Source organism: Arthrobacter sp. E70, from assembly GCF_058266945.1.
In genome coordinates this window covers 18,970-36,249 of record NZ_JBYQFR010000011.1, presented here as the reverse complement: position 1 = coordinate 36,249, position 17,280 = coordinate 18,970, and the positions used below count along the sequence as shown (strand labels likewise).

Here is a 17,280-nt window from a genome sequence, read left to right as displayed (position 1 = left end):
CTGGCCGAGCTTGCGAGGCTAGGGGGCGGGTGGGGATTATTTGCTGAGGTTGGCCAGGCGTTCGGGGCTCAGGAGTTCCTGGAGTTGGGCACCGGTGAGGAGCCCGTGTTCCAGGACCAGTTCCGCCACGCCCTTGCCGGTGGCAAGTGCTTCCTGCGCGATGGCAGTGGCGGTGGCGTAGCCGAGGTGGGGATTCAGTGCGGTCACCAGGCCGATGGACTGCTCCACGGTGCGGCGCAGGTGTTCGGTGTTGGCGGTGATTCCCCGGATGCAGCGCGCCGTCAGGGTGCGGCAGGCTGCCTCCAGGTGGGAGATGCTCTTGTGGAGGCTGTGGACGATGATCGGTTCGAAGGCGTTGAGCTGCAGCTGGCCCGCTTCGGCGGCCATGGTGATGGTGACGTCGTTGCCGATGACTTCGTAGGCCACCTGGGAGACCACTTCCGGGATCACCGGGTTGATCTTGCCGGGCATGATGGAGGACCCGGACTGGACCGCGGGCAGGTTGATTTCGCCGAAGCCGGCGCGCGGACCTGAGGAGAGCAGGCGGAGGTCGTTGCAGATCTTGGAGAGCTTGACCGCAACGCGCTTCAGCACGCCGGACAGGTGCACGAACGCTCCAACGTCCTGGGTGGCTTCGATGAGGTCGACGGCGGTCACGAGGGGCAGCCCGGTGACCTCCGCCAGGTGCCGGCAGGCTGTTTCGGCGTAGCCGGCCGGGGCGTTCAGTCCGGTGCCGATCGCTGTGGCGCCGAGGTTGATCTCGTGGATCAGCAGCTCAGCCTCCGCCAGGCGGAGCCGGTCCTCGCCGATGGTGACGGCGTAGCTGCCGAACTCCTGGCCCAGCGTCATGGGGACGGCGTCCTGCAGCTGGGTGCGGCCCATCTTCACCACGGTGCGGAATTCCATGGCCTTGGCGGCGCAGGCGTCCTCGAGTTCTTCGAGGGCTGCCAGCAGTTCCCGGGCGGCGAAGATCGTGCCCAACTTCACTGCCGTGGGGTACACGTCGTTGGTGGACTGGCTGAGGTTGACGTGGTCGTTGGGGTGCAGCCGCGCGTAGTCGCCCTTGGGGTGGCCCAGGATTTCCAGCGCCCGGTTGGCGATGACCTCGTTCGCGTTCATGTTCGACGACGTCCCGGCGCCGCCCTGGACGACGTCCACCACGAACTGGTCGGCCAGGCGGCCGGCGAGCACGTCGTGGCATGCCTGTTCGATGGCATCGGCGCGTTCGGCGTCCAGCAGGCCGAGCTCGCGGTTGGTGCGGGCGGCGGCCAGCTTCACGGCGGCCAGGCCCCGGACCAGGTGCATGTTGGAGGACAGCTTCTGCCCGGTAATGGGGAAGTTCTCGACGGCGCGGAGGGTGTGCACGCCCCAGTAGGCGTGTGCCGGTACGTCGCGGTCGCCGAGCAGGTCATGCTCTGAGCGGACCTGTGCGGGTACAGCTGTTTCGATGGTGGTCATGGTGTCCTTACAGGGCTTCGTTGACGGGTGCGGACAGGGTGTTGTGGTTCAGGAAGTCGGTGGCCTGCAACCGGCCCACCTCATGGCCTCCGCCCAGCACGGGGGCGGTGGCGATGCCGGCCAGTTCGTCGGGGTCTTGGCCGAGGGCTTCGAGCAGGCGCACGGTGGCCGGCATCCGGGCGCGGTCGCCGCCGTCGGAAATCTTCACAGCCACGGCGCTGCCGTCGGCCAGGCCCACCAGCTGGACGCCCTCGAAGCCGTCCTTGGCCACGGAGCCGGGCAGCAGGCGCATCAGACCGGTGACGTCGCGGCCGTCGCCGGCCACCATCTCCGGGTGCCGCTGCATGGCGAGGCCGACGGCGGCTTCCGGGCTGCCGCCGTCGTTCTGAGCATCCGAGGCGGCGGCACGGGCGATCCGGCCGAACGCGCGGGCCATGCCGTGCAGGGTCAGCGCGAACAGGGGCGTACCGCAGCCGTCGGTGCTCAGGGCTGCCGGCTGTTCGCCGGTCAGCTCGATAACGGTGCGTGCCACGAGCTGCTGCAGCGGGTGGGACGGGTCCAGGTAGCCCTGCACGGGCCAGCCGTTGACGGCGCAGGTGGCCACCATGGCGGCGTGCTTGCCGGAGCAGTTCTGGGTGATTTGCGTTGCGCTGCCGCCGCTGCGCAGCCAGTCCTCGCGCTCTTCGACGCCATAGGGGAGGTCCGTGCTGTTGCCGAGGTCTGAGGCGGCGAGCCCGTGCAGTTCGAGGATGCGCAGTGCGCCGTCGCGGTGCGCCGCCGCGCCGGAGTGGCTGGCGGCGGCGAGTGCCAGGAGGTCGGCCGGAAGCTTCAGTCCGGCACGGACCATGGCGACGGCCTGCAACGGCTTCAGCGAAGAGCGGGGGTAGAACGGCGCTTGCGGGTCGCCGGCCGTGGCTGCTGCAGTCCCGTCAGGGCCGAGGGCGATGGCGGAACCGTAGTGGACGCTCTCCACCAGACCGTCGCGGACGGCGGCCACCAAGGGTGTGTGCTGCGGCAGGGCCAGTACGGCCGGATCAGCAGTGGGGGCAGCGGAAAACGCAGGGGAGGGCATGGCGTCCTTGGGATGGTGGATGGATCGTGGTTCGTCAGTTGTTGAGGATGGAATCCAGGGCCACGCCCACGGCTTCCAGGTGCCGGGCCATGGCAGTGCGGGCGTCCTCCGCGGAGCCCGCCTCGATGGCGGCAAGGATTTCCTGATGTTCGATGTCTGAGGCGTGCTGCCGGTCCGCCACCATGTTCAGAGTCTCGGACTGGTGGGCCAGGGCGTCACGGATGTCTGCCACAACGCTGGCAAAGACCTTGTTGCCGCTGGCGCGGGCGATCGTGGCGTGGAAGGTCGAATCCATGGCCACCCATGATTCGGGGTCTGTCTCGGCGGACATAGCGGCCACGACGTCGCGGAGGGTTTCCAGCTCCTCCGGGGTGCGCCGCTGCGCGGCCAGCCCGGCGGCGGGGACCTCAATGTGTGGCCGGGCTTCGGTGAGGTCGCGCGCCGAGTACTGTCCCAGGGTCAGGTCGTTGGCCACCTTGCTGGCAACCACAAAGGTGCCCTTCCCCGTCCTGGTGACCGTCAGTCCCAACGCGGTGCAGGAGCGCAGGGCTTCCCGGATCACCGAACGGCTCACGCCGTACTCCTGCGAGAGGACGGCCTCGGAGCTGAGCTTGCTGCCGACCGGGATAGCCCCTGACTCAATGTCTGTCCGGATAGCGTTGAACACCGCCTCGGCGGCACTCAGCCGGGCGAGGGGGCGGGCTGCAGGCTGTCCTGCTGTCCGGCTGTCTGACAGGTTCACGCTTTAAATATGGCACCGGTCACAGTGTCTGTCAAACTTTCCTACCTCTTCGGCTGGCTGGCCGCGGCCCGGCGCTGTCGACGCCGTCGGGAACGGAAGTGCCAGGTGATGAGTGCCGCCACTGCCAGCACGGCGATCACGACGGCGATATCCCGGCCTGCTGCCTGGGCGACGGCTTCATAGGAGTTGCCCGCCACGAAGCCCAGCAGGACAAAACCGGCGCCCCAGGCCAGGCCGCCGGCGGCGTTGAAGGCGAGGAACCGGCCGTAGGGCATGCGCGACGTGCCGGCCAGTGCGGGCATGACGGCGCGGAAGAACGCGGTGAAGCGGCCCAGGAAGACGGCGGAACCTCCTTTGCGGCGCAGGAAGTCCTGCGCATTTTCCAGGCGTTCCTGGTGGCGGGCGAGCGGCCGGGAGTTGATGATGCGCTGGCCCAGATGTTTTCCCACCTCATATCCGGCGCTGTCCCCGACGATGGCTGCGGTGACCACCAGGGCCATCATGGGAAGGAGCTGCACTTCACCGCGGCTGGCCACCACGCCACCCAGCACCGCTGCCGTTTCGCCCGGGATGACGAAGCCGACAAACAAGGCGTCTTCGGCGAACACCAGGCAGAAGACTGCGATGTACGCCACCAGGGGGCTGACGTTCAGGAGGCCATCGATGAAGGCCGTCATGGCAGCAAGTTTAAGCCTGCGGCGCCGCGTTTAAGCCTGCGGCGCCGGGACGGGACCAAGCTTTGCCAGGAACGGGATCCGGCTGAGAATGGCCAGGCCGAACCGGTTCCAGAGGCCGGTAACGAACGCTGCTCCGGTTGCTGCCGTGAGGAAGGACGCCACGACGTCGGTGGGGTAGTGCACCCCCAGGTAGACGCGGGAGAGTGCCACCGCCACCACCAGGAGAACGCCCAGGACGGCGGCGGGGCGCTGCCACCTCGTGCCGCGGGCCAGCAGGAAGATGGCGATGGCGAGGGCAGCGGCCAGCGCTGTATGGCCGCTGGGGAAGCTGTCGGTGCCGGGCTCGGGGATCAGCGGGTTGAACAGGGCGGTGGAATCCGGCCGGTGCCGGGCCACCACCACCTTGAACAGCTCGCTGCTGACCCAGCCCCCGGCCGCCACCATGCCTGTGGCAACGGCGTTCACGGGGCTTCGCCGCACCAGCAGCAGGTACAGGCAGAGGGCCGCGATCATCAGCACCCCGCCGGGCGGACTGAAGACCACGTTGATGAAGAGGGCAAGGCTGGTCAGGGGCGGGGTGTGGTCGTGGCTCAGCTCGGCATCCACGGCCATGTCCGAGGCCGTCAGGGCCGGGATGAACCGCAGGGCCAAACCGGCGGCGGCGATCAGGACGGCGGCCAGCATGGGCAGCGCGATCCAGTGCCGGAGCTGGGGAAGGGCGGCCATCCGGACCTCCGGAATGGCTGGCCCGGCCGAAGCAGCAGGGCGGGGGCTTGGTGAGGGCATCGTGTGGTTCTTTCGCGGGGAGGTACTCACCTTGAGTATGCGCCTGCGTGCCTGAAAGGAACCTGTGAAGGGGCTCGGGACGGGCCTGACGTCCGTTGAGCTTGGCTAGTCTCCGGCACGTTCGTGCCGAACGAAGTGCTTTACGGCAGGTTTTAACGGCGATAGGGTGGTTTGGCAGAGCCATCGGCACGTTCGTGCCTAACAGGCGGGTGGTATTGAGGGAGATGGACCAGTTACCCAAGCGGCTGGCAGCAGAAGTTCGGGCGCGGCGGGCCTCCCTGCGCCTCAGCCAGCGTGACCTTGCGGACATGGCAGGGGTCTCTGAGCGCTTTGTCCGGTTCGTGGAGCAGGGCAAGCCCAGCATCCAGCTCGACTCGCTGGTGGCCGTGCTGGAGACGCTCGGCCTTGAGCTGCAGATCACCGGTCGCGCCAGCCCGGCGTCCCGCCTTGCGCGGCCCCCGGGCGGCCAGGACGGGGCTGGCCCGTGAGGCACCGGGTTGCGGACATTTATAAAGCCGGCATTTTGGCCGCGCGGCTGGAGCGGCACGACGGCGGCACGAAGTTCAGTTACCTGCCCTCGTACCTAGCTGCCCACGGAGCCGCCGTCGCAAGCTCCCTGCCGCTGACCGGCGAGCCTGTCTTCTCTCCTGCGGGGGCGGCCCCGCCCTACTTCACCGGGCTGCTGCCGGAAGGCCGCCGCCTTAACGCGCTGAGGCGCTCCATCAAGACCAGCGCCGACGACGACCTCTCCCTGCTCATCGCGGCCGGCGCAAATCCCGTGGGCGATGTGCAGATCGTGGGGCACGGAGAGCCGCTGGAGCCGGACGAGCATGCAGTGGAACTGGACCCGAAACAACCCGTTGATTTCGACCAGCTTCTCGGTGATCCGGACCTGATCGACCCGGTGGCGCTCGCCGGGGTGCAGGACAAGTTGTCCGCGGGAATGATTTCGGTGCCCGTTGCCAGGGCCGGGCGGCGGTACATCCTCAAACTTAATGCCCCCGAATTTCCGCACGTGGTGGAGAACGAACTGGTGATGTTCCGTTACGCGGCCAAACTGCGGATCCCGTTAAGCCGGGTGGAGCTTATCCGGGATGTGGCCGGGCGGCCGGGCCTGCTGGTGGAGCGCTTCGACAGGGTTCCGTTGCCGGGTGGGGGAGCGGACGACGTCCAGCGCCTGGCAGTCGAAGACGCCGCGCAGGTGCTCAAGCTCTACCCGGCGGGCAAGTACAACGTGGGCTATGGGCAGGTCTGCCATGCTTTGGCGGATCATTGTGCCGCGCCGCTGCCGGCCCTGCGGAACCTCGCCATCCAGGTAGCCTTCGCGTGGTTGAGCGGCAACGGCGACCTCCACGCCAAAAACCTGTCCATGGTGCAGCAGCCGCATGGGGAATGGACCGTCGCGCCGGTGTATGACATCCCTTCCACCGTCGTGTACGGCGACAAGACGCTGGCGCTGACCCTTGACGGCAAACGGACGGGCATCTCCCGCCGCCACTTCCTGGGCTGGGCGGCCGGGCTGGGACTTCCGGCGCGCACCGCCGCGAAGGTGGCCGAGTTGGCCCTGGCCGCGTCGGGACCTTTGCTTGCCGACCTTCAGGCAGGGACGGCCTTCGCCGTCGTAAGTGGCGCCAAAGGGAACCACGACGGCGGTTCACCGTTCCCCGAGATGGTCACCAGGGCATGGGTGAAGGAGCTGAAGCACCGCCGGCGGATGTTCGAAGGATAACGCGGATGTTCCCAGCAGCTATGCCAGGAGCGCAGGCGCCTGGCCGTGGTTCACAGGTGCTGGATGCCGGCCCGTTGCATGGCATCCCGGTAGGTTTCCACGCTCTTGGCGAGGAGCTCTTCCTGTTTTGCTTCGGAGACGGCAAATGCCCTGCCCCCTAATGCGGTTGCCTTGTAGATCTTGATGCCGGCGTTCTTCAGCGACGAGTGGTACGTCTTTTCGAAAAGTGTCAGGAAGGTGGATGCATCCGTGCCGTGGGCGATGATCGCCGAGACGCGGGCGTTGATCTTGAGGAACTGGCGGAAGGGGCGGAGGCCGTCCGTCTTCTCCTGGACGCTCAGCGCTGACGGGCTGCCGCTTTCACGGACCCACGGGTAGGCGTTCCACGGCATCACGTAGCGGGGGTCGAGTTCGGCCAGTTCGTAGATCTGGGTGGCGCGGCGGGCGGCTTCGTCGTCGTTGTTATGGGAGACGAATCCGGACTCGGTGCCCTTGCCGGGGCTCGGGTGGAGACTGATAATCCTGCACTCATCTTCGTCGTGGACGGGGTCGATATACGGGACCGTGAAGCCGGGCTTCTTTTCCATCAGTTCATCGCAAAGCTGCGTCACTTTGGCAATGTTGGGTTCCTGTAGCAGGGCCTTTTTTTCGTCCCAATCAATCGTCACGATCTCTCCCTAAGCAGCGAGGCGTCCAGAATCAGGCGTCCGATGCCACTTTACGCTCCCCGGGGTAGGGGTGGGCAGGGGCAATGTTAGGGGCACCCCTAATCCCGGCGGTCTCCACCGCATCAGTGCTGGTGGGAGCACTTTTCCTGGCGCGCGCCCCTAGCGGATCCCGGCCGGGGCGCCGGTCATTCTGCTCTTGGCGCGCTGCCAAAGCTTTCGGCGCCTGCTGTCGCTCCGGGGCACCACCCTTCCGAGGACATGGACGGCCTGGCCGGGTTGGACAAGTGGGACGGGTTGGACAGGTTGGGCGGCAGTTCCCGGCAGGGGTGGTGCCGTGGATTGGTAGGTGTGGCCAGTGGGGGTGGTGGTTGTGACGGTGTGGCGTGGCCCGGGAACCGGCTTCGCGGTCCAGCCGGGGGTTTCTTTGGTGTGGTTGCAGGCTTCGCAGAGGCCTTGGCCGTTGACTGCGGTGGTGGGGCCGCCGTTTTGCCAGGATTCGATGTGGTCGTGGTGCCGGATCGGGGCGTCGCAGTAGGGGGTGCGGCACGTGTCGTCCCTGATCTGGAGGAAGCGTTTCAGGCCAGGCGGGAAGAGCCGGGCGTTGGAGTCCATCGCGACCAGTTCCCCGGTGCCGGGGGCGGTGTAGAGCCGGCGGAGGAAGACATTGAATTCCGGGGTGACGGCGTCCCCTGCGCCGCCGCTCTTGCCGGTGAGGGCGAGTTCGCGGGCGGTTGCTGCGGGAACAACACCGTAGCCGGGGAGGCGTGCGGGTTCGGTATCGGCTTGGAGGAGGGTGCGGTCGGTCATGACGAGCTGGATCTCAACCCCGGACACGCCGCCGGGGGTGCCGGTGACGCGTTCGACCAAGGTGTCGGCCATGACCTGCCCGCGGGACCGGTCATCGCCTGCCGAGCGGGCGGTGTCGGCGTCCCGGGACAGGGCCGCGTAGGCGGCGACGCCCTGCGCGACCGGCAGCAGCGCGGTCAGGTAGGTCATGGTGTCCGGTGCCGGGCGCAGGCTCACGCACCGCTCACCCACGGCCCGGGCCGCCCGCTTGGCAACGGACGCGGGGTCCCGCCGGTACGCCGCGGCACGGACCGCGGCGATGATGGCCTTGTCACCGGCGCCGTCGAGGGTGCCGGTGAGGGTTCCGCTGCCGGCGGCGAGCTCCTCGTCCACGCCGACCCGGTCCTCGACAGACAGGCAGATCGTTTCCTTCACGATCAGCGTTGTCCGCCACTCATTCAACCGGCCGTTCCTGAACGCGGCGAACGTGTGCGGCATCCCGGTCAGGGCCTTAGCCAGGCCCAGCAGCCGCGAACCCTTCGCCGGGGACTCCCGCCGGGCCAGCGCGATCTGCGCCGCCACGCCGGCGCCCCGCTCATCGGCCGGCATTCCCGCCGCAGCCTGCTCCCGCCGCTGCTGAAGATCAAAGGCCACGGTGGCATCGGCCTGCTTCGCGCCAGCCAGGCACTTGATGTCCTCCAGCCCGCTGATCTGGTCGATCAAGCCCGGACCATCAGCGGCGAGCGGCACGGAACGAAGCAGGGCCAGGACATCAGCAAGGGTGGGAACGGCAGCAACAGCCAGGGCCGCAGGCTGCGGCGTTCCACTCGCCGCCGCCGTCACACCTGATTGCCTCGTCCCCAGTGCTTCCATGACCAAAGTCTTCCAGCACCCTCTGACAATGGCAGCCACCCCCAACCCCTATGTGGAAAACGGCGCCGGCAAACACCCAAGGAAGACGGCAGGCCCGCAAAAGCCAGCCACCCGCCGTCGTACTTTGCGACCCAGGGGCGGGATTGAAGCTGTCAGCGCTTAGACCGTGCCGCGGAGGCGCTCCATCTCGCGGCGATCCTTCTTGGTTGGCCGGCCGGTGCCCCGGTCGCGCTGGGGCAGTCCAAGTGCCGGGGCAAGGGGACGCGGCGGCGTGTGGTCGGTGAAGCAGTTGGACGCTGCCTCAGCCCCCACGCGCTTGGCAATGAGGCGCCTCACTTCGAGGATGCGCTCGTACCCCGGCATGCGGACGGTCACGGTATCACCCGTTACGAGGGTTGCCGATGCCTTCGACGGGCTGCCGTTCAGGCGCACATGCCCGGCCCGGCACGCGGCGGTGGCGGCCGATCGGGTCTTGTAGGCGCGGATGGACCACAGCCAGGCATCGATTCGGACGCTCGCGGGGGCGGAAGGAAGGCTCGTCATGATTGGCACCGAGTATAGCCCCGGCGCCGGATCAGCTGCCTTCCACCGTCACGTTCACGCGCTGCACCACGTTGTTGCCCATCCCTTGGTAATTCCAGTTCTGCTCGAGGGGCTGCGTGGCGCCGGTGATGTCGGTGGCGCGGCAGGCGAGGACATGCTCCCCGGGTTCGGCAACCCACGGCAGTGTCCATTTCCGCCAAGCGAAGCCACCCGCCGGCTTGTCCAGTTGGGCGGGGAGCCAGGTGCCGTCGATTCCTACCTCTACGGCGGTGACTGCACCTTCCCCGGACCACGCCCTGCCCTGAAGCAGTACCGGACCGGGGCGGAGAACCCGGTGCCGGGTGAAGAAGTCGGGGACTCCCGGCGGGACCATCAGCGAACGCACGCGGATCCGGGACACCGGCCGCCCGGCGTCGTCCTCGGAATCCTGGTAACGGTAGGCCACCTGCTGCTGGTAGCCGGTGAACGGTGCCGTGACCACCTCGATGGATTCGAGCCACTTGACGCTGGCCATCCCGTACCACCCGGGGACTACCAGCCGCAGCGGGTATCCGTGCTGGGGCGGCAGTTCGCCCCCGTTCATTTCGTAGGCAAGGACGACGTCGGGACGCAGCGCTTCCCGGATGGGCAGGCTCCGCGCGTACTTCTGGGCAACGCCGCCCTGTACCCCCGCGTCGGTCCCGGTAAAGACCACCTCCGTGGCATTGGGCAGCACGCCTGCTTTGCCCAGGAGGTAAGCCAGGGGAACGCCGGTCCAGTGCGCCGTTCCCACTGCCTCCAGCACCCAGGGTTGGCTAAGCGGCCTTGGGTCCAGGAGTGAGCGGCCGTTTCCTGCGCATTCAAGGGTGACCGGGACAGTGATGGCCGGGTCCCTGCGAAGCGCGGCCATGCTCAGTTCCAAAGCACCCTCCACCGCTCCGTTGATCCGCAGATGCCAGGAGTCCCCATCGATGTCCGGGATGTCGAAATGGGTCAGCACATAATGGAGACCCGGCGGCGTTACATCCCGCCGGAGCGCCTCCAGCGGCATGGAATGGTTGCGGGCCGAGAGCTGCAGCTCCTCCGGCGTAATGCCCGCCGCTCCCGCCGCCGGCGTGGTGCCGGCGGCGGGACTTTGGGGTGCCGGTGGAGTTGTAGGCGTGCCGCTGACAGTGGGTTGCTGATCGGTGTAGGACATGGCGCTGCGATTCTGGTCTATGGACTGGGATAGTGCCCTGCCACAGGTTTACGCCTGGCCCCGCAGACCCGTCAACGCCCTACCTGCCGGCGGGGCCGCTGTCAGCCTGCCGGCGGGCCGGGCCGCCCTGCATCCGGACCAGTTCTGTCGTGTTCTCGGCCGTGCGGATCCCGGCGATCAGCGATTCGAGGCAAATGCGTGCCAGCGCCAGGTAGATCAGGACAAACAGCGGCCCCGGACATCACCTGTCCACCGCTATAAAACGGGCCGTGTCAGGAACTCCGCCAGGCTGATGGGGTCATCGCCGGTCAGTCCGTGCACGTCAGGGGAGAGTCCGGCCATCTCGCCCGAGGCCATCGCCGTGTAGGTGCTGACCCACGCATCCAGCTGCCACTGCGGATCGCCGTAGGAGGCCCGTGATGCGTAGGCTTCCTCGACCGTTTCAGGATGGTAGCTGACAGACCGCCCGGTCCCCGTGGTGAGGATCTCCGCAGCCCTGGCCAGGGTCAGTTCCTCGGGGCCGGTCAGGTTGTAGGTCTTCCCCTGATGCACGGCCGGGTCCCGCAGTACGGCGTGGGCACAGCGGGCGACATCCTCCCGCGCCACCCCGGAGAACACGCCGTCCCCGGCCGGGCCCCGGATCACGCCGTCCTCTCCGGCCAGCAGCGGCAGGAAGTCGAGATAGAAATTGTCCCGGAGGAACGTGAAATCCATCCCCGAGTCCTTGATGCGCTCCTCGGTGGCGTAGTGGTCCCGGGCGAGGGTGAAGGTGGCGTCCGGTGCGGCGCCGTAGAAGGACGTGTACACCACATGCTCCACGCCCGCTGCCGCGGCGGCGTCCACGAACGCATAGTGCTGCTGCAGCCGGTCCTCGGCTTCAGCAGCGGACACCATGAACAGGACCTCCACGCCGTCCAACGCCTGGCGGGCCGCGGGCCCGTCCCCATAACTGCAGACGACCGCCGAAGCCCCCTCAAGTTCGGGGGCCCGGGCAGCGTCCCGCACCAGCAGGCGCTGGGCGGAACCGGACGCGGCTACGTGCCGCGCCACCATCCCGCCCAGCCCGCCGGTGGCTCCGGTGACGGCAAGTCCGGGCAGCGCCACTCAGGCTTCCCTGGTTGCCGGCGACTTGGTTTGGGCGGGATCGCGCTCCGCGAGTGACCCGATGGCGTCGTCGATCTTCTTCAGGACCTCCGTTTCCAGCTTCACGCCGGCCGCGCCCACGCTGTCCGCGATCTGCTCCGGCCGGGACGCGCCGACAATGGCGGAAGCCACGTTCGGGTTCTGCAGCACCCACGCAACCGCCAGCTGCGGCATGGACAGTCCGGCTTCCTGCGCGATGGGTTTCAGTTCCTGCACCCCTGCCAGGACGTCGTCGCGCATCCAGCGTTCGATCATCTTGGCGCCGCCCTTTTCATCCGTGGCGCGGCTGCCCTCGGGGGCTGGCTGGCCGGGCAGGTATTTGCCGCTGAGGACACCCTGCGCCATCGGGGACCAGACGATCTGGGAGATGCCCAGCTCTTCCGACGCCGGGACGACCTCGGCTTCGATGACGCGCCAGAGCATGGAGTACTGCGGCTGGTTGGAGATGAGCTGGAAGCCGAGTTCCTTGGACAGCTTGTGGCCTTCACGAAGCTGGTCTGCGGTCCATTCGCTGACACCGATGTAGAGGGCCTTGCCCTGCCGGACGATGTCCGCGAAGGCCTGCATGGTCTCTTCCAGCGGCGTTTCGAAGTCGAACCTGTGGGCCTGGTAGAGGTCCACGTAGTCCGTCTGCAGCCGGCGCAGCGAACCGTTGATGGACTCCATGATGTGCTTCCGGGAAAGGCCGAGGTCGTTCTTGCCCTTGGGGCCGGTGGGGCCGAAGACCTTGGTGAAGACTTCCAGGGATTCGCGGCGCTCGCCCTTCAGGGCCTCGCCCAAGACCGTTTCCGCTGCCGTGTTGGCGTAGACATCGGCCGTGTCGAAGGTGCTGATGCCGGCGTCGAGGGCCGCCCGCACGCACTGGGTGGCAACGTCGTTTTCCACCTGCGAGCCGTGTGTCAGCCAGTTGCCGAACGTGATTTCCGAGACTTTGAAGCCGCTGTTACCGAGGTATCTGAATTCCATATGTTCACGCTAACCCAGATGGTTGCTCAGGGTAAGGGCTTTGCTCCGTTCTGTTCCTCTGCCTGTTCCTTGATGGCCTGCGGAGCGGAGAGGGAAACCAGCGAGCCGGTATCGAGCGGTGCGAGCGGGTGGGGCGGCTGCGGTTTTTTGAACGAGCGGGGCAGCTCCTGGGGCGGCCGATGGTTGTGCAGCGCGGATTCGACCAAAGGGGCGACTTCCACCACCTTCTCCGCGGGGACGGCGGGGTCGGGGAGGTCGCGCACTGAAAGCTTGATTTCCGGTGCCGCGGCGCGTGCCCTGGCGATCGCGCGGGCATCCGCGTCGGCCACGGCCGAGGCCCAGTCCTCCGCAAGGACCGGAGGTTCGCGGCGTGCGGCAAGCTTCGGGTGGCGTTCGACGGCGGTGCGGAGCGACTTGGCCAGCCGGTCCGGCTTCGACGCGGCCAGCCGTTCCCGCAACAGCCGGCGGGGGGTGGCGGACCCAGCCGCGCTGCCTGCAGTGTCCCGGGACCGGACCAGGGGGCGCCTGCCGAAAAGTGCCATCAGCACGACGGCGGCGAGCCGGCCCAGGCCCGCCAGGACCAGGGTGATAACCCCGAGCAGGAAGAGAACGAAAAACATCATCAGCGCCATGCCCACGGTGCCGAGGAAAGTCAGGTTGAGGACGAGAGTGTCCGGTTGCTCCACGTCATCTCTCCTCTCTCCCGTCATCCTGAACCAGCACCCGGCGCGTCAGGCCGTGGGCGAAGCTCCTTCTCCACCATACGGATTTTTGCTCCGCCGTGCCGCCCGGCCGGCTTGGCGGCAGGGGGTTGTAGCAAAGCTGTTACCGGATATGACAGCATCCGGGTATGACAACCATTGAAGGGCAGGACAACTGCGTGTGCCTGTCCGGGGAGCACTACCAGGACTGCTGCGGACGGTTCCACTCGGGCCATGCGGAGGCGGCAACCGCGGAGCAGCTCATGCGCTCCCGCTACTCAGCCTTTGCCCTTCTTGACGAGGCCTACCTGCTGCGCACCCATCATCCGGCGACGGCTCCCCGCGACCTCCAGCTGGACCCGGAGATGCAGTGGCGGCGCCTGGACATCCTGTCCACCAGCGGGGGTGGTCCCTTCGACACGGAGGGAACGGTCGAGTTCAAGGCCCATTACCGGCACGGCAGGGAGCGCGGCGTCCTCCACGAGGCCAGCCGGTTTGTCCGGGACGGCGGCCGCTGGCTGTATGTGGACGGCGACATCCGGGCCTGACTACTTGTCGTCGTCGTAGTATTCGCTGTCCGGAGTGAAGCCCGCACGGTCCACCTTGCGGTGGAACCGCATGCCCGCCAGTCCGCCCAGCACGGCGCCGACCAGGGCTACCGCGGCAACCACGACGGCGGCGATGATGCTCGTGGTGGTCAGCTGCCCCTCATTGATGGGGATCCGCGGGAAGCTGTTCAGGCTGGCCAGGACGTTGAACTGCTGGCCGGCCACCATGCCCAGCACGGCAACCAGGATCGCCGCGATGAGTGCCCAGATCCACACCATCAGGCCTTGTTTGGCACCGTTGAACCGTGCCATCCGGCCGGCCACGTAGCCGCCGCAATAGTAGGACAGGAACAGGATAACCAGCAGGACGATGATGCCTACCAGCCCCACCGTTCCAGTGTTCTGGGCCGCCTGGTTCACGGCCTCGTTGACGTCCGTGTTGCTGGCAAGGCCTACGGCCGTTCCGGCTGCTGCCACCAAGGCGGTCAGGAGCACGGCCATTCCGGTGGCGGTGAGCCAGCCGAAGAAGGCCGAGCCGGCCTTGATGCCGCCGAAGCGTTCCCGCTGGCGTGCGACGGCGGTCTCCCGGTCAGCCAGCCCCCGGTCCACCACGGGTGCCGCGGCGGTGGGGGCGGGCTCGTATACCCGCTCGGCGGTTGGCTCGGGGTAGTAGTCGCCGCGGTCGCTTGAACGCGCGGGGGCTTGGTCGAACGAGCGTGTGGCTGCCTCATCCGCGTCCGCTGCACGGTAGCTTCCGCTCCGGGGGGTCTCGTCCTCCCGGTGGCGGCGGGGAGGCAGGTTCTCTGGGTCCGTTGAGCTGCTCATGTGAACCACTCAACCACCCACCTGAGTCGATAGCAAGCGTGCTTACTATTTTGTGACCTGCGGTTTTACCGGTATTTCCGGTGCAGGTCCTCCTTCCTGGAGGGTCCCGGGGAAGCGTCCGCGATCCACGGGCCGGTGCCCTCGGACGGGTCCAGGACTCCCGCCTCCAGCCAGGTGTACTCCCCGGCGAGGACCTTGCGGGTCAGCTCATGGTCGGCATCGTCGGTGTTCCGCCATAGCCGGTCGAAGTATTCGTCTACGCGCACACGGGCCTGTTCGCAGTAGGCCTCGGCGAGCTCGTAGGCGCTGGCACCCTTTTCGGGCGCCGTCCTCAGGAGCATCTCCGCCCGGACGCAGCAGGCGGTCATGGCAAACAGCTCGGCGCCGATGTCCACCACGCGGCCCAGGAAGGCCTGCTTCCGTTCCAGCTTCGCCTGCCACCTGCCCATGCCGTAAAAGGTCTGCCGGGCCAGCCGCCGGGATGAGCGTTCTACAAAGCGCAGGTGCTTGGCGAGCCGGCCGAACTCGTTGTAGGAGCGCGGGTCCATGCCCGCTCCGGCCACCAGCTTGGGCAGCCACTTGGCGTAGAACCCGGAAGCGCCGACGGCGGCCTTCGCTTTGTCAGCCAGGCTGGCGTCGAGGGACGCAAGGTCGCCCGCGGCGGCCAGGTGCGCATCAACGGCTTCCCGGGCAATCAGCAACCGCATGATCTCCGATGACCCCTCGAAAATCCTGTTGATCCGCAGGTCCCGCAGCTGCTGCTCGGCCGGCACCGCGCGTTCCCCGCGCGCCGCCAGCGATTCGGCCGTCTCGAAGCCGCGCCCACCGCGGATCTGCACCAGCTCGTCCGCGATGAGGCAGCTGATCTCCGTGGCCCAGAGCTTCGCCAGTGCAGCTTCGATCCGGACGTCCTTCTGTCCCGCATCGGCAAGTTCGGCCGAGAGCTCGAAGACGGCATCAAGGGCGAAGGCCGAGGCTGCGATGAAGGCAATTTTCTTGCCCACGGCTTCGTGTTCACCCACGGGGCGGCCCCACTGGGTGCGGGCGTTGGACCACTCGCGGGCGATTTTGAGGCTCCACCGGCCGGATGCCACGCAGAGAGCGGGCAAGGCAAGCCGGCCAGTGTTGAGGGTGGTGAGGGCGATCTTGAGGCCCTGCCCTTCGCGGCCCAGCCGGTTCGCGGCCGGGACCCGCACCTGGTGGAAGCGGGTCACGCCGTTTTCGATCCCCCGCAGACCCATGAAGGCATTCCGGTTCTCCACTGTGATGCCCGGGGAATCCATCTCCACCACGAAGGCGCTGATGCCGCCCTTGTGTTTGGTTCCATCGGCGTCGGTGTGGGCGGGGACCAGGGCCATCACCACCACCAGTTCCGCGATCACCCCGTTGGTGGTCCAAAGCTTCACGCCGTCCAGAAGGTAAGCGTCGCCGTCGTCCGTGGGCGTAGCCGTGCTGCCCATCCGGGCGGGGTCGCTGCCCACGTCCGGTTCGGTGAGGAGGAACGCGGTGACGGCCCCGGCGGCGCAGCGGGGGAGGTACTCGCGCTTCTGCGCCGGGGTGCCGAAGACCTTGACCGGCTCGGGGACGCCGATGGACTGGTGGGCGGAGATGAGCGCACCGAGGCTGGGGTGGACGCTGCCGAGCAATGCCAGCGCGCGCCCGTAGTACACCAGGGACAACCCCAGGCCGCCGTATTCCTCGGGGATCTTCATGCCGAAGACGCCAAGATCGGCGAGGCCCTTGATGTACTCGTCGGGGATCTTCGCCGCGCGCTCGATGATGCTCCCGTCCATCGTGCGGGCGTACTCGGTGAGGCGGGCCATGAACTCCTCGCCCCGCTCCACGGATGGGGGGTCGGCCGCGGGCCAGGGGTGTACCAGGCCGAGGTCGAAGCTGCCGAGGTAAAGGCCTTTGGCGAAGCTCGGCCGGTCCCAACCGGACTCCCGGGCCGCTTCGGCGACGGCGCGCGCGTCCTCGGCGGTGGCGGCGGCACCGATGTTGCCGGCAGGTACGGGTATTTCTTCCGCCGGGGCGTCTTTGGCCTGGCTGTCAGTCACGGAGCTCATGGGTTATCTCCTTGGCCGGATTGGCCGGTGTAGCCATGGATCCGCCGGGTTGGAGAACCCTTCAGCTGTCCCTCAAGATTACCCGCGGGTAGGTTCCGGTGCTAGGGGATGGCTGGTGCTGGAAATCGCCGGAGCGGTCCACCGATGCAGCCCGGTGGACCAGCCTCTCCCAGCCGGCATTGATGCAGTGGACCACGGCAAGGAGCGTGTTGGCTATCGCCATCCAGGTCAGTTTGCCGGCACCCAGCAGGACCAGGGCAACCAGCCCCGCTACCAGGACGAACGCGGCCAGGACTGCCGCGATGGCCAACGTGCCGATAAAGACGAGCGTGGATGTTTCCACTGCGCTCAGATCAAACTGCATGAATCCCCCTGCTGCGACGTTGCTGTGGTGAATGACTGCCGTGGTGAAGATCAGTAGCAGAAGCGTAGGGGGACACTCCTGCGAGCAGCCATAGCTGCCACGTGCGGATGCGCCGGTTGATACGGGATCGAGATGCTACCCCTGGGTAGGTCACGG

General features: G+C 67.5%; 18 protein-coding genes. 3 read left to right on the top strand and 15 right to left on the bottom strand.

Translation table 11 applies throughout. The annotated features are described in order from the left end of the window. Positions 1–36 precede the first annotated feature (36 nt). From AC3IMC_RS14690 to AC3IMC_RS14670, 5 genes are read right to left on the bottom strand one after another with little or no spacing between them, the layout of a single operon-like run. Positions 37–1,458 carry an aspartate ammonia-lyase gene (locus AC3IMC_RS14690; RefSeq protein WP_490919282.1) on the bottom strand — a complete coding sequence of 474 codons (1,422 nt, stop codon included), beginning with the start codon at positions 1,456–1,458 and terminating at the stop codon, positions 37–39. A gap of 7 nt (positions 1,459–1,465) precedes the next feature. Further along, the gene (locus tag AC3IMC_RS14685) at positions 1,466–2,530 is read right to left on the bottom strand and encodes an asparaginase (protein ID WP_490919281.1); all 1,065 of its coding nucleotides are present in this window, start codon (positions 2,528–2,530) and stop codon (positions 1,466–1,468) included. 34 nt (positions 2,531–2,564) lie between these two features. After that, a complete protein-coding gene (locus AC3IMC_RS14680; RefSeq protein WP_490919279.1) occupies positions 2,565–3,272 on the bottom strand; it encodes a FadR/GntR family transcriptional regulator in 708 nt (235 codons plus the stop codon). 41 nt (positions 3,273–3,313) lie between these two features. Beyond that, positions 3,314–3,949, bottom strand: a complete 636-nt coding sequence (locus AC3IMC_RS14675; RefSeq protein WP_490919278.1) for a DedA family protein — start codon at positions 3,947–3,949, stop codon at positions 3,314–3,316. A 30-nt stretch (positions 3,950–3,979) separates the two neighbouring features. Further along, entirely contained in the window at positions 3,980–4,735 is a 756-nt protein-coding gene (locus AC3IMC_RS14670) for a phosphatase PAP2 family protein (RefSeq protein ID WP_490919277.1), read from the bottom strand. 224 nt (positions 4,736–4,959) lie between these two features. Here AC3IMC_RS14670 and AC3IMC_RS14665 point away from each other — a divergent pair, with 224 nt between their 5' ends. Both AC3IMC_RS14665 and AC3IMC_RS14660 read left to right on the top strand, forming a co-directional pair. After that, on the top strand, positions 4,960–5,223 hold the full coding sequence (locus AC3IMC_RS14665; RefSeq protein WP_490919276.1) for a helix-turn-helix transcriptional regulator: 264 nt from the start codon (positions 4,960–4,962) through the stop codon (positions 5,221–5,223). Next, positions 5,220–6,464 carry a type II toxin-antitoxin system HipA family toxin gene (locus AC3IMC_RS14660; RefSeq protein WP_490919275.1) on the top strand — a complete coding sequence of 415 codons (1,245 nt, stop codon included), beginning with the start codon at positions 5,220–5,222 and terminating at the stop codon, positions 6,462–6,464. The genes AC3IMC_RS14665 and AC3IMC_RS14660 overlap by 4 nt, the downstream gene beginning before the upstream one ends. 50 nt (positions 6,465–6,514) lie before the next feature. On the opposite strand, the gene AC3IMC_RS14655 is transcribed toward AC3IMC_RS14660, so the two are convergent. The 7 genes from AC3IMC_RS14655 to AC3IMC_RS14625 all read right to left on the bottom strand — a co-directional run bounded on the left by AC3IMC_RS14655 (position 6,515) and on the right by AC3IMC_RS14625 (position 13,306). Continuing rightward, positions 6,515–7,132, bottom strand: a complete 618-nt coding sequence (locus AC3IMC_RS14655) for a uracil-DNA glycosylase family protein (RefSeq protein WP_490919274.1) — start codon at positions 7,130–7,132, stop codon at positions 6,515–6,517. Positions 7,133–7,291: 159 nt separating this feature from the next. Then, positions 7,292–8,791, bottom strand: a complete 1,500-nt coding sequence (locus AC3IMC_RS14650) for an HNH endonuclease (RefSeq protein WP_490919273.1) — start codon at positions 8,789–8,791, stop codon at positions 7,292–7,294. 159 nt (positions 8,792–8,950) lie between these two features. Continuing rightward, complete coding sequence (locus AC3IMC_RS14645) at positions 8,951–9,334, bottom strand: RNA-binding S4 domain-containing protein (protein WP_490919271.1); 384 nt, start codon at positions 9,332–9,334, stop codon at positions 8,951–8,953. 31 nt (positions 9,335–9,365) lie between these two features. After that, positions 9,366–10,511, bottom strand: a complete 1,146-nt coding sequence (locus tag AC3IMC_RS14640) for a sulfite oxidase (RefSeq protein WP_490919270.1) — start codon at positions 10,509–10,511, stop codon at positions 9,366–9,368. 255 nt (positions 10,512–10,766) lie between these two features. Next, positions 10,767–11,615, bottom strand: a complete 849-nt coding sequence (locus AC3IMC_RS14635; protein WP_490919269.1) for an SDR family oxidoreductase — start codon at positions 11,613–11,615, stop codon at positions 10,767–10,769. Next, a complete protein-coding gene (locus AC3IMC_RS14630; protein WP_490919268.1) occupies positions 11,616–12,620 on the bottom strand; it encodes an aldo/keto reductase family protein in 1,005 nt (334 codons plus the stop codon). 26 nt (positions 12,621–12,646) lie between these two features. After that, on the bottom strand, positions 12,647–13,306 hold the full coding sequence (locus AC3IMC_RS14625; protein ID WP_490919266.1) for a hypothetical protein: 660 nt from the start codon (positions 13,304–13,306) through the stop codon (positions 12,647–12,649). A gap of 164 nt (positions 13,307–13,470) precedes the next feature. Here AC3IMC_RS14625 and AC3IMC_RS14620 point away from each other — a divergent pair, with 164 nt between their 5' ends. Further along, the gene (locus AC3IMC_RS14620) at positions 13,471–13,869 is read left to right on the top strand and encodes a YchJ family protein (protein ID WP_490919265.1); all 399 of its coding nucleotides are present in this window, start codon (positions 13,471–13,473) and stop codon (positions 13,867–13,869) included. On the opposite strand, the gene AC3IMC_RS14615 is transcribed toward AC3IMC_RS14620, so the two are convergent. The 3 genes from AC3IMC_RS14615 to AC3IMC_RS14605 all read right to left on the bottom strand — a co-directional run bounded on the left by AC3IMC_RS14615 (position 13,870) and on the right by AC3IMC_RS14605 (position 17,124). Continuing rightward, entirely contained in the window at positions 13,870–14,694 is an 825-nt protein-coding gene (locus AC3IMC_RS14615) for a YrzE family protein (RefSeq protein WP_490919264.1), read from the bottom strand. A gap of 65 nt (positions 14,695–14,759) precedes the next feature. Beyond that, positions 14,760–16,760: an acyl-CoA dehydrogenase family protein gene (locus AC3IMC_RS14610; RefSeq protein WP_490919262.1), complete on the bottom strand. Its 2,001-nt coding sequence runs from the start codon at positions 16,758–16,760 to the stop codon at positions 14,760–14,762. Between the two features lie 61 nt (positions 16,761–16,821). Then, positions 16,822–17,124 carry a hypothetical protein gene (locus tag AC3IMC_RS14605; protein ID WP_490919261.1) on the bottom strand — a complete coding sequence of 101 codons (303 nt, stop codon included), beginning with the start codon at positions 17,122–17,124 and terminating at the stop codon, positions 16,822–16,824. Positions 17,125–17,280 lie beyond the last annotated feature (156 nt).

What these genes read in the sequence shown, in the direction of transcription:
- AC3IMC_RS14675 (WP_490919278.1), bottom strand. Translation starts at nt 3,949, where the DNA reads ATGACGGCCTTCATCGATGGCCTCCTGAACGTCAGCCCCCTGGTGGCG.
- AC3IMC_RS14670 (WP_490919277.1), bottom strand. Translation starts at nt 4,735, where the DNA reads ATGCCCTCACCAAGCCCCCGCCCTGCTGCTTCGGCCGGGCCAGCCATT.
- AC3IMC_RS14665 (WP_490919276.1), top strand. Translation starts at nt 4,960, where the DNA reads ATGGACCAGTTACCCAAGCGGCTGGCAGCAGAAGTTCGGGCGCGGCGG.
- AC3IMC_RS14620 (WP_490919265.1), top strand. Translation starts at nt 13,471, where the DNA reads ATGACAACCATTGAAGGGCAGGACAACTGCGTGTGCCTGTCCGGGGAG.
- AC3IMC_RS14630 (WP_490919268.1), bottom strand. Translation starts at nt 12,620, where the DNA reads ATGGAATTCAGATACCTCGGTAACAGCGGCTTCAAAGTCTCGGAAATC.
- AC3IMC_RS14645 (WP_490919271.1), bottom strand. Translation starts at nt 9,334, where the DNA reads ATGACGAGCCTTCCTTCCGCCCCCGCGAGCGTCCGAATCGATGCCTGG.
- AC3IMC_RS14685 (WP_490919281.1), bottom strand. Translation starts at nt 2,530, where the DNA reads ATGCCCTCCCCTGCGTTTTCCGCTGCCCCCACTGCTGATCCGGCCGTA.
- AC3IMC_RS14615 (WP_490919264.1), bottom strand. Translation starts at nt 14,694, where the DNA reads ATGAGCAGCTCAACGGACCCAGAGAACCTGCCTCCCCGCCGCCACCGG.
- AC3IMC_RS14605 (WP_490919261.1), bottom strand. Translation starts at nt 17,124, where the DNA reads ATGCAGTTTGATCTGAGCGCAGTGGAAACATCCACGCTCGTCTTTATC.
- AC3IMC_RS14690 (WP_490919282.1), bottom strand. Translation starts at nt 1,458, where the DNA reads ATGACCACCATCGAAACAGCTGTACCCGCACAGGTCCGCTCAGAGCAT.
- AC3IMC_RS14640 (WP_490919270.1), bottom strand. Translation starts at nt 10,511, where the DNA reads ATGTCCTACACCGATCAGCAACCCACTGTCAGCGGCACGCCTACAACT.
- AC3IMC_RS14610 (WP_490919262.1), bottom strand. Translation starts at nt 16,760, where the DNA reads ATGAGCTCCGTGACTGACAGCCAGGCCAAAGACGCCCCGGCGGAAGAA.
- AC3IMC_RS14650 (WP_490919273.1), bottom strand. Translation starts at nt 8,791, where the DNA reads ATGGAAGCACTGGGGACGAGGCAATCAGGTGTGACGGCGGCGGCGAGT.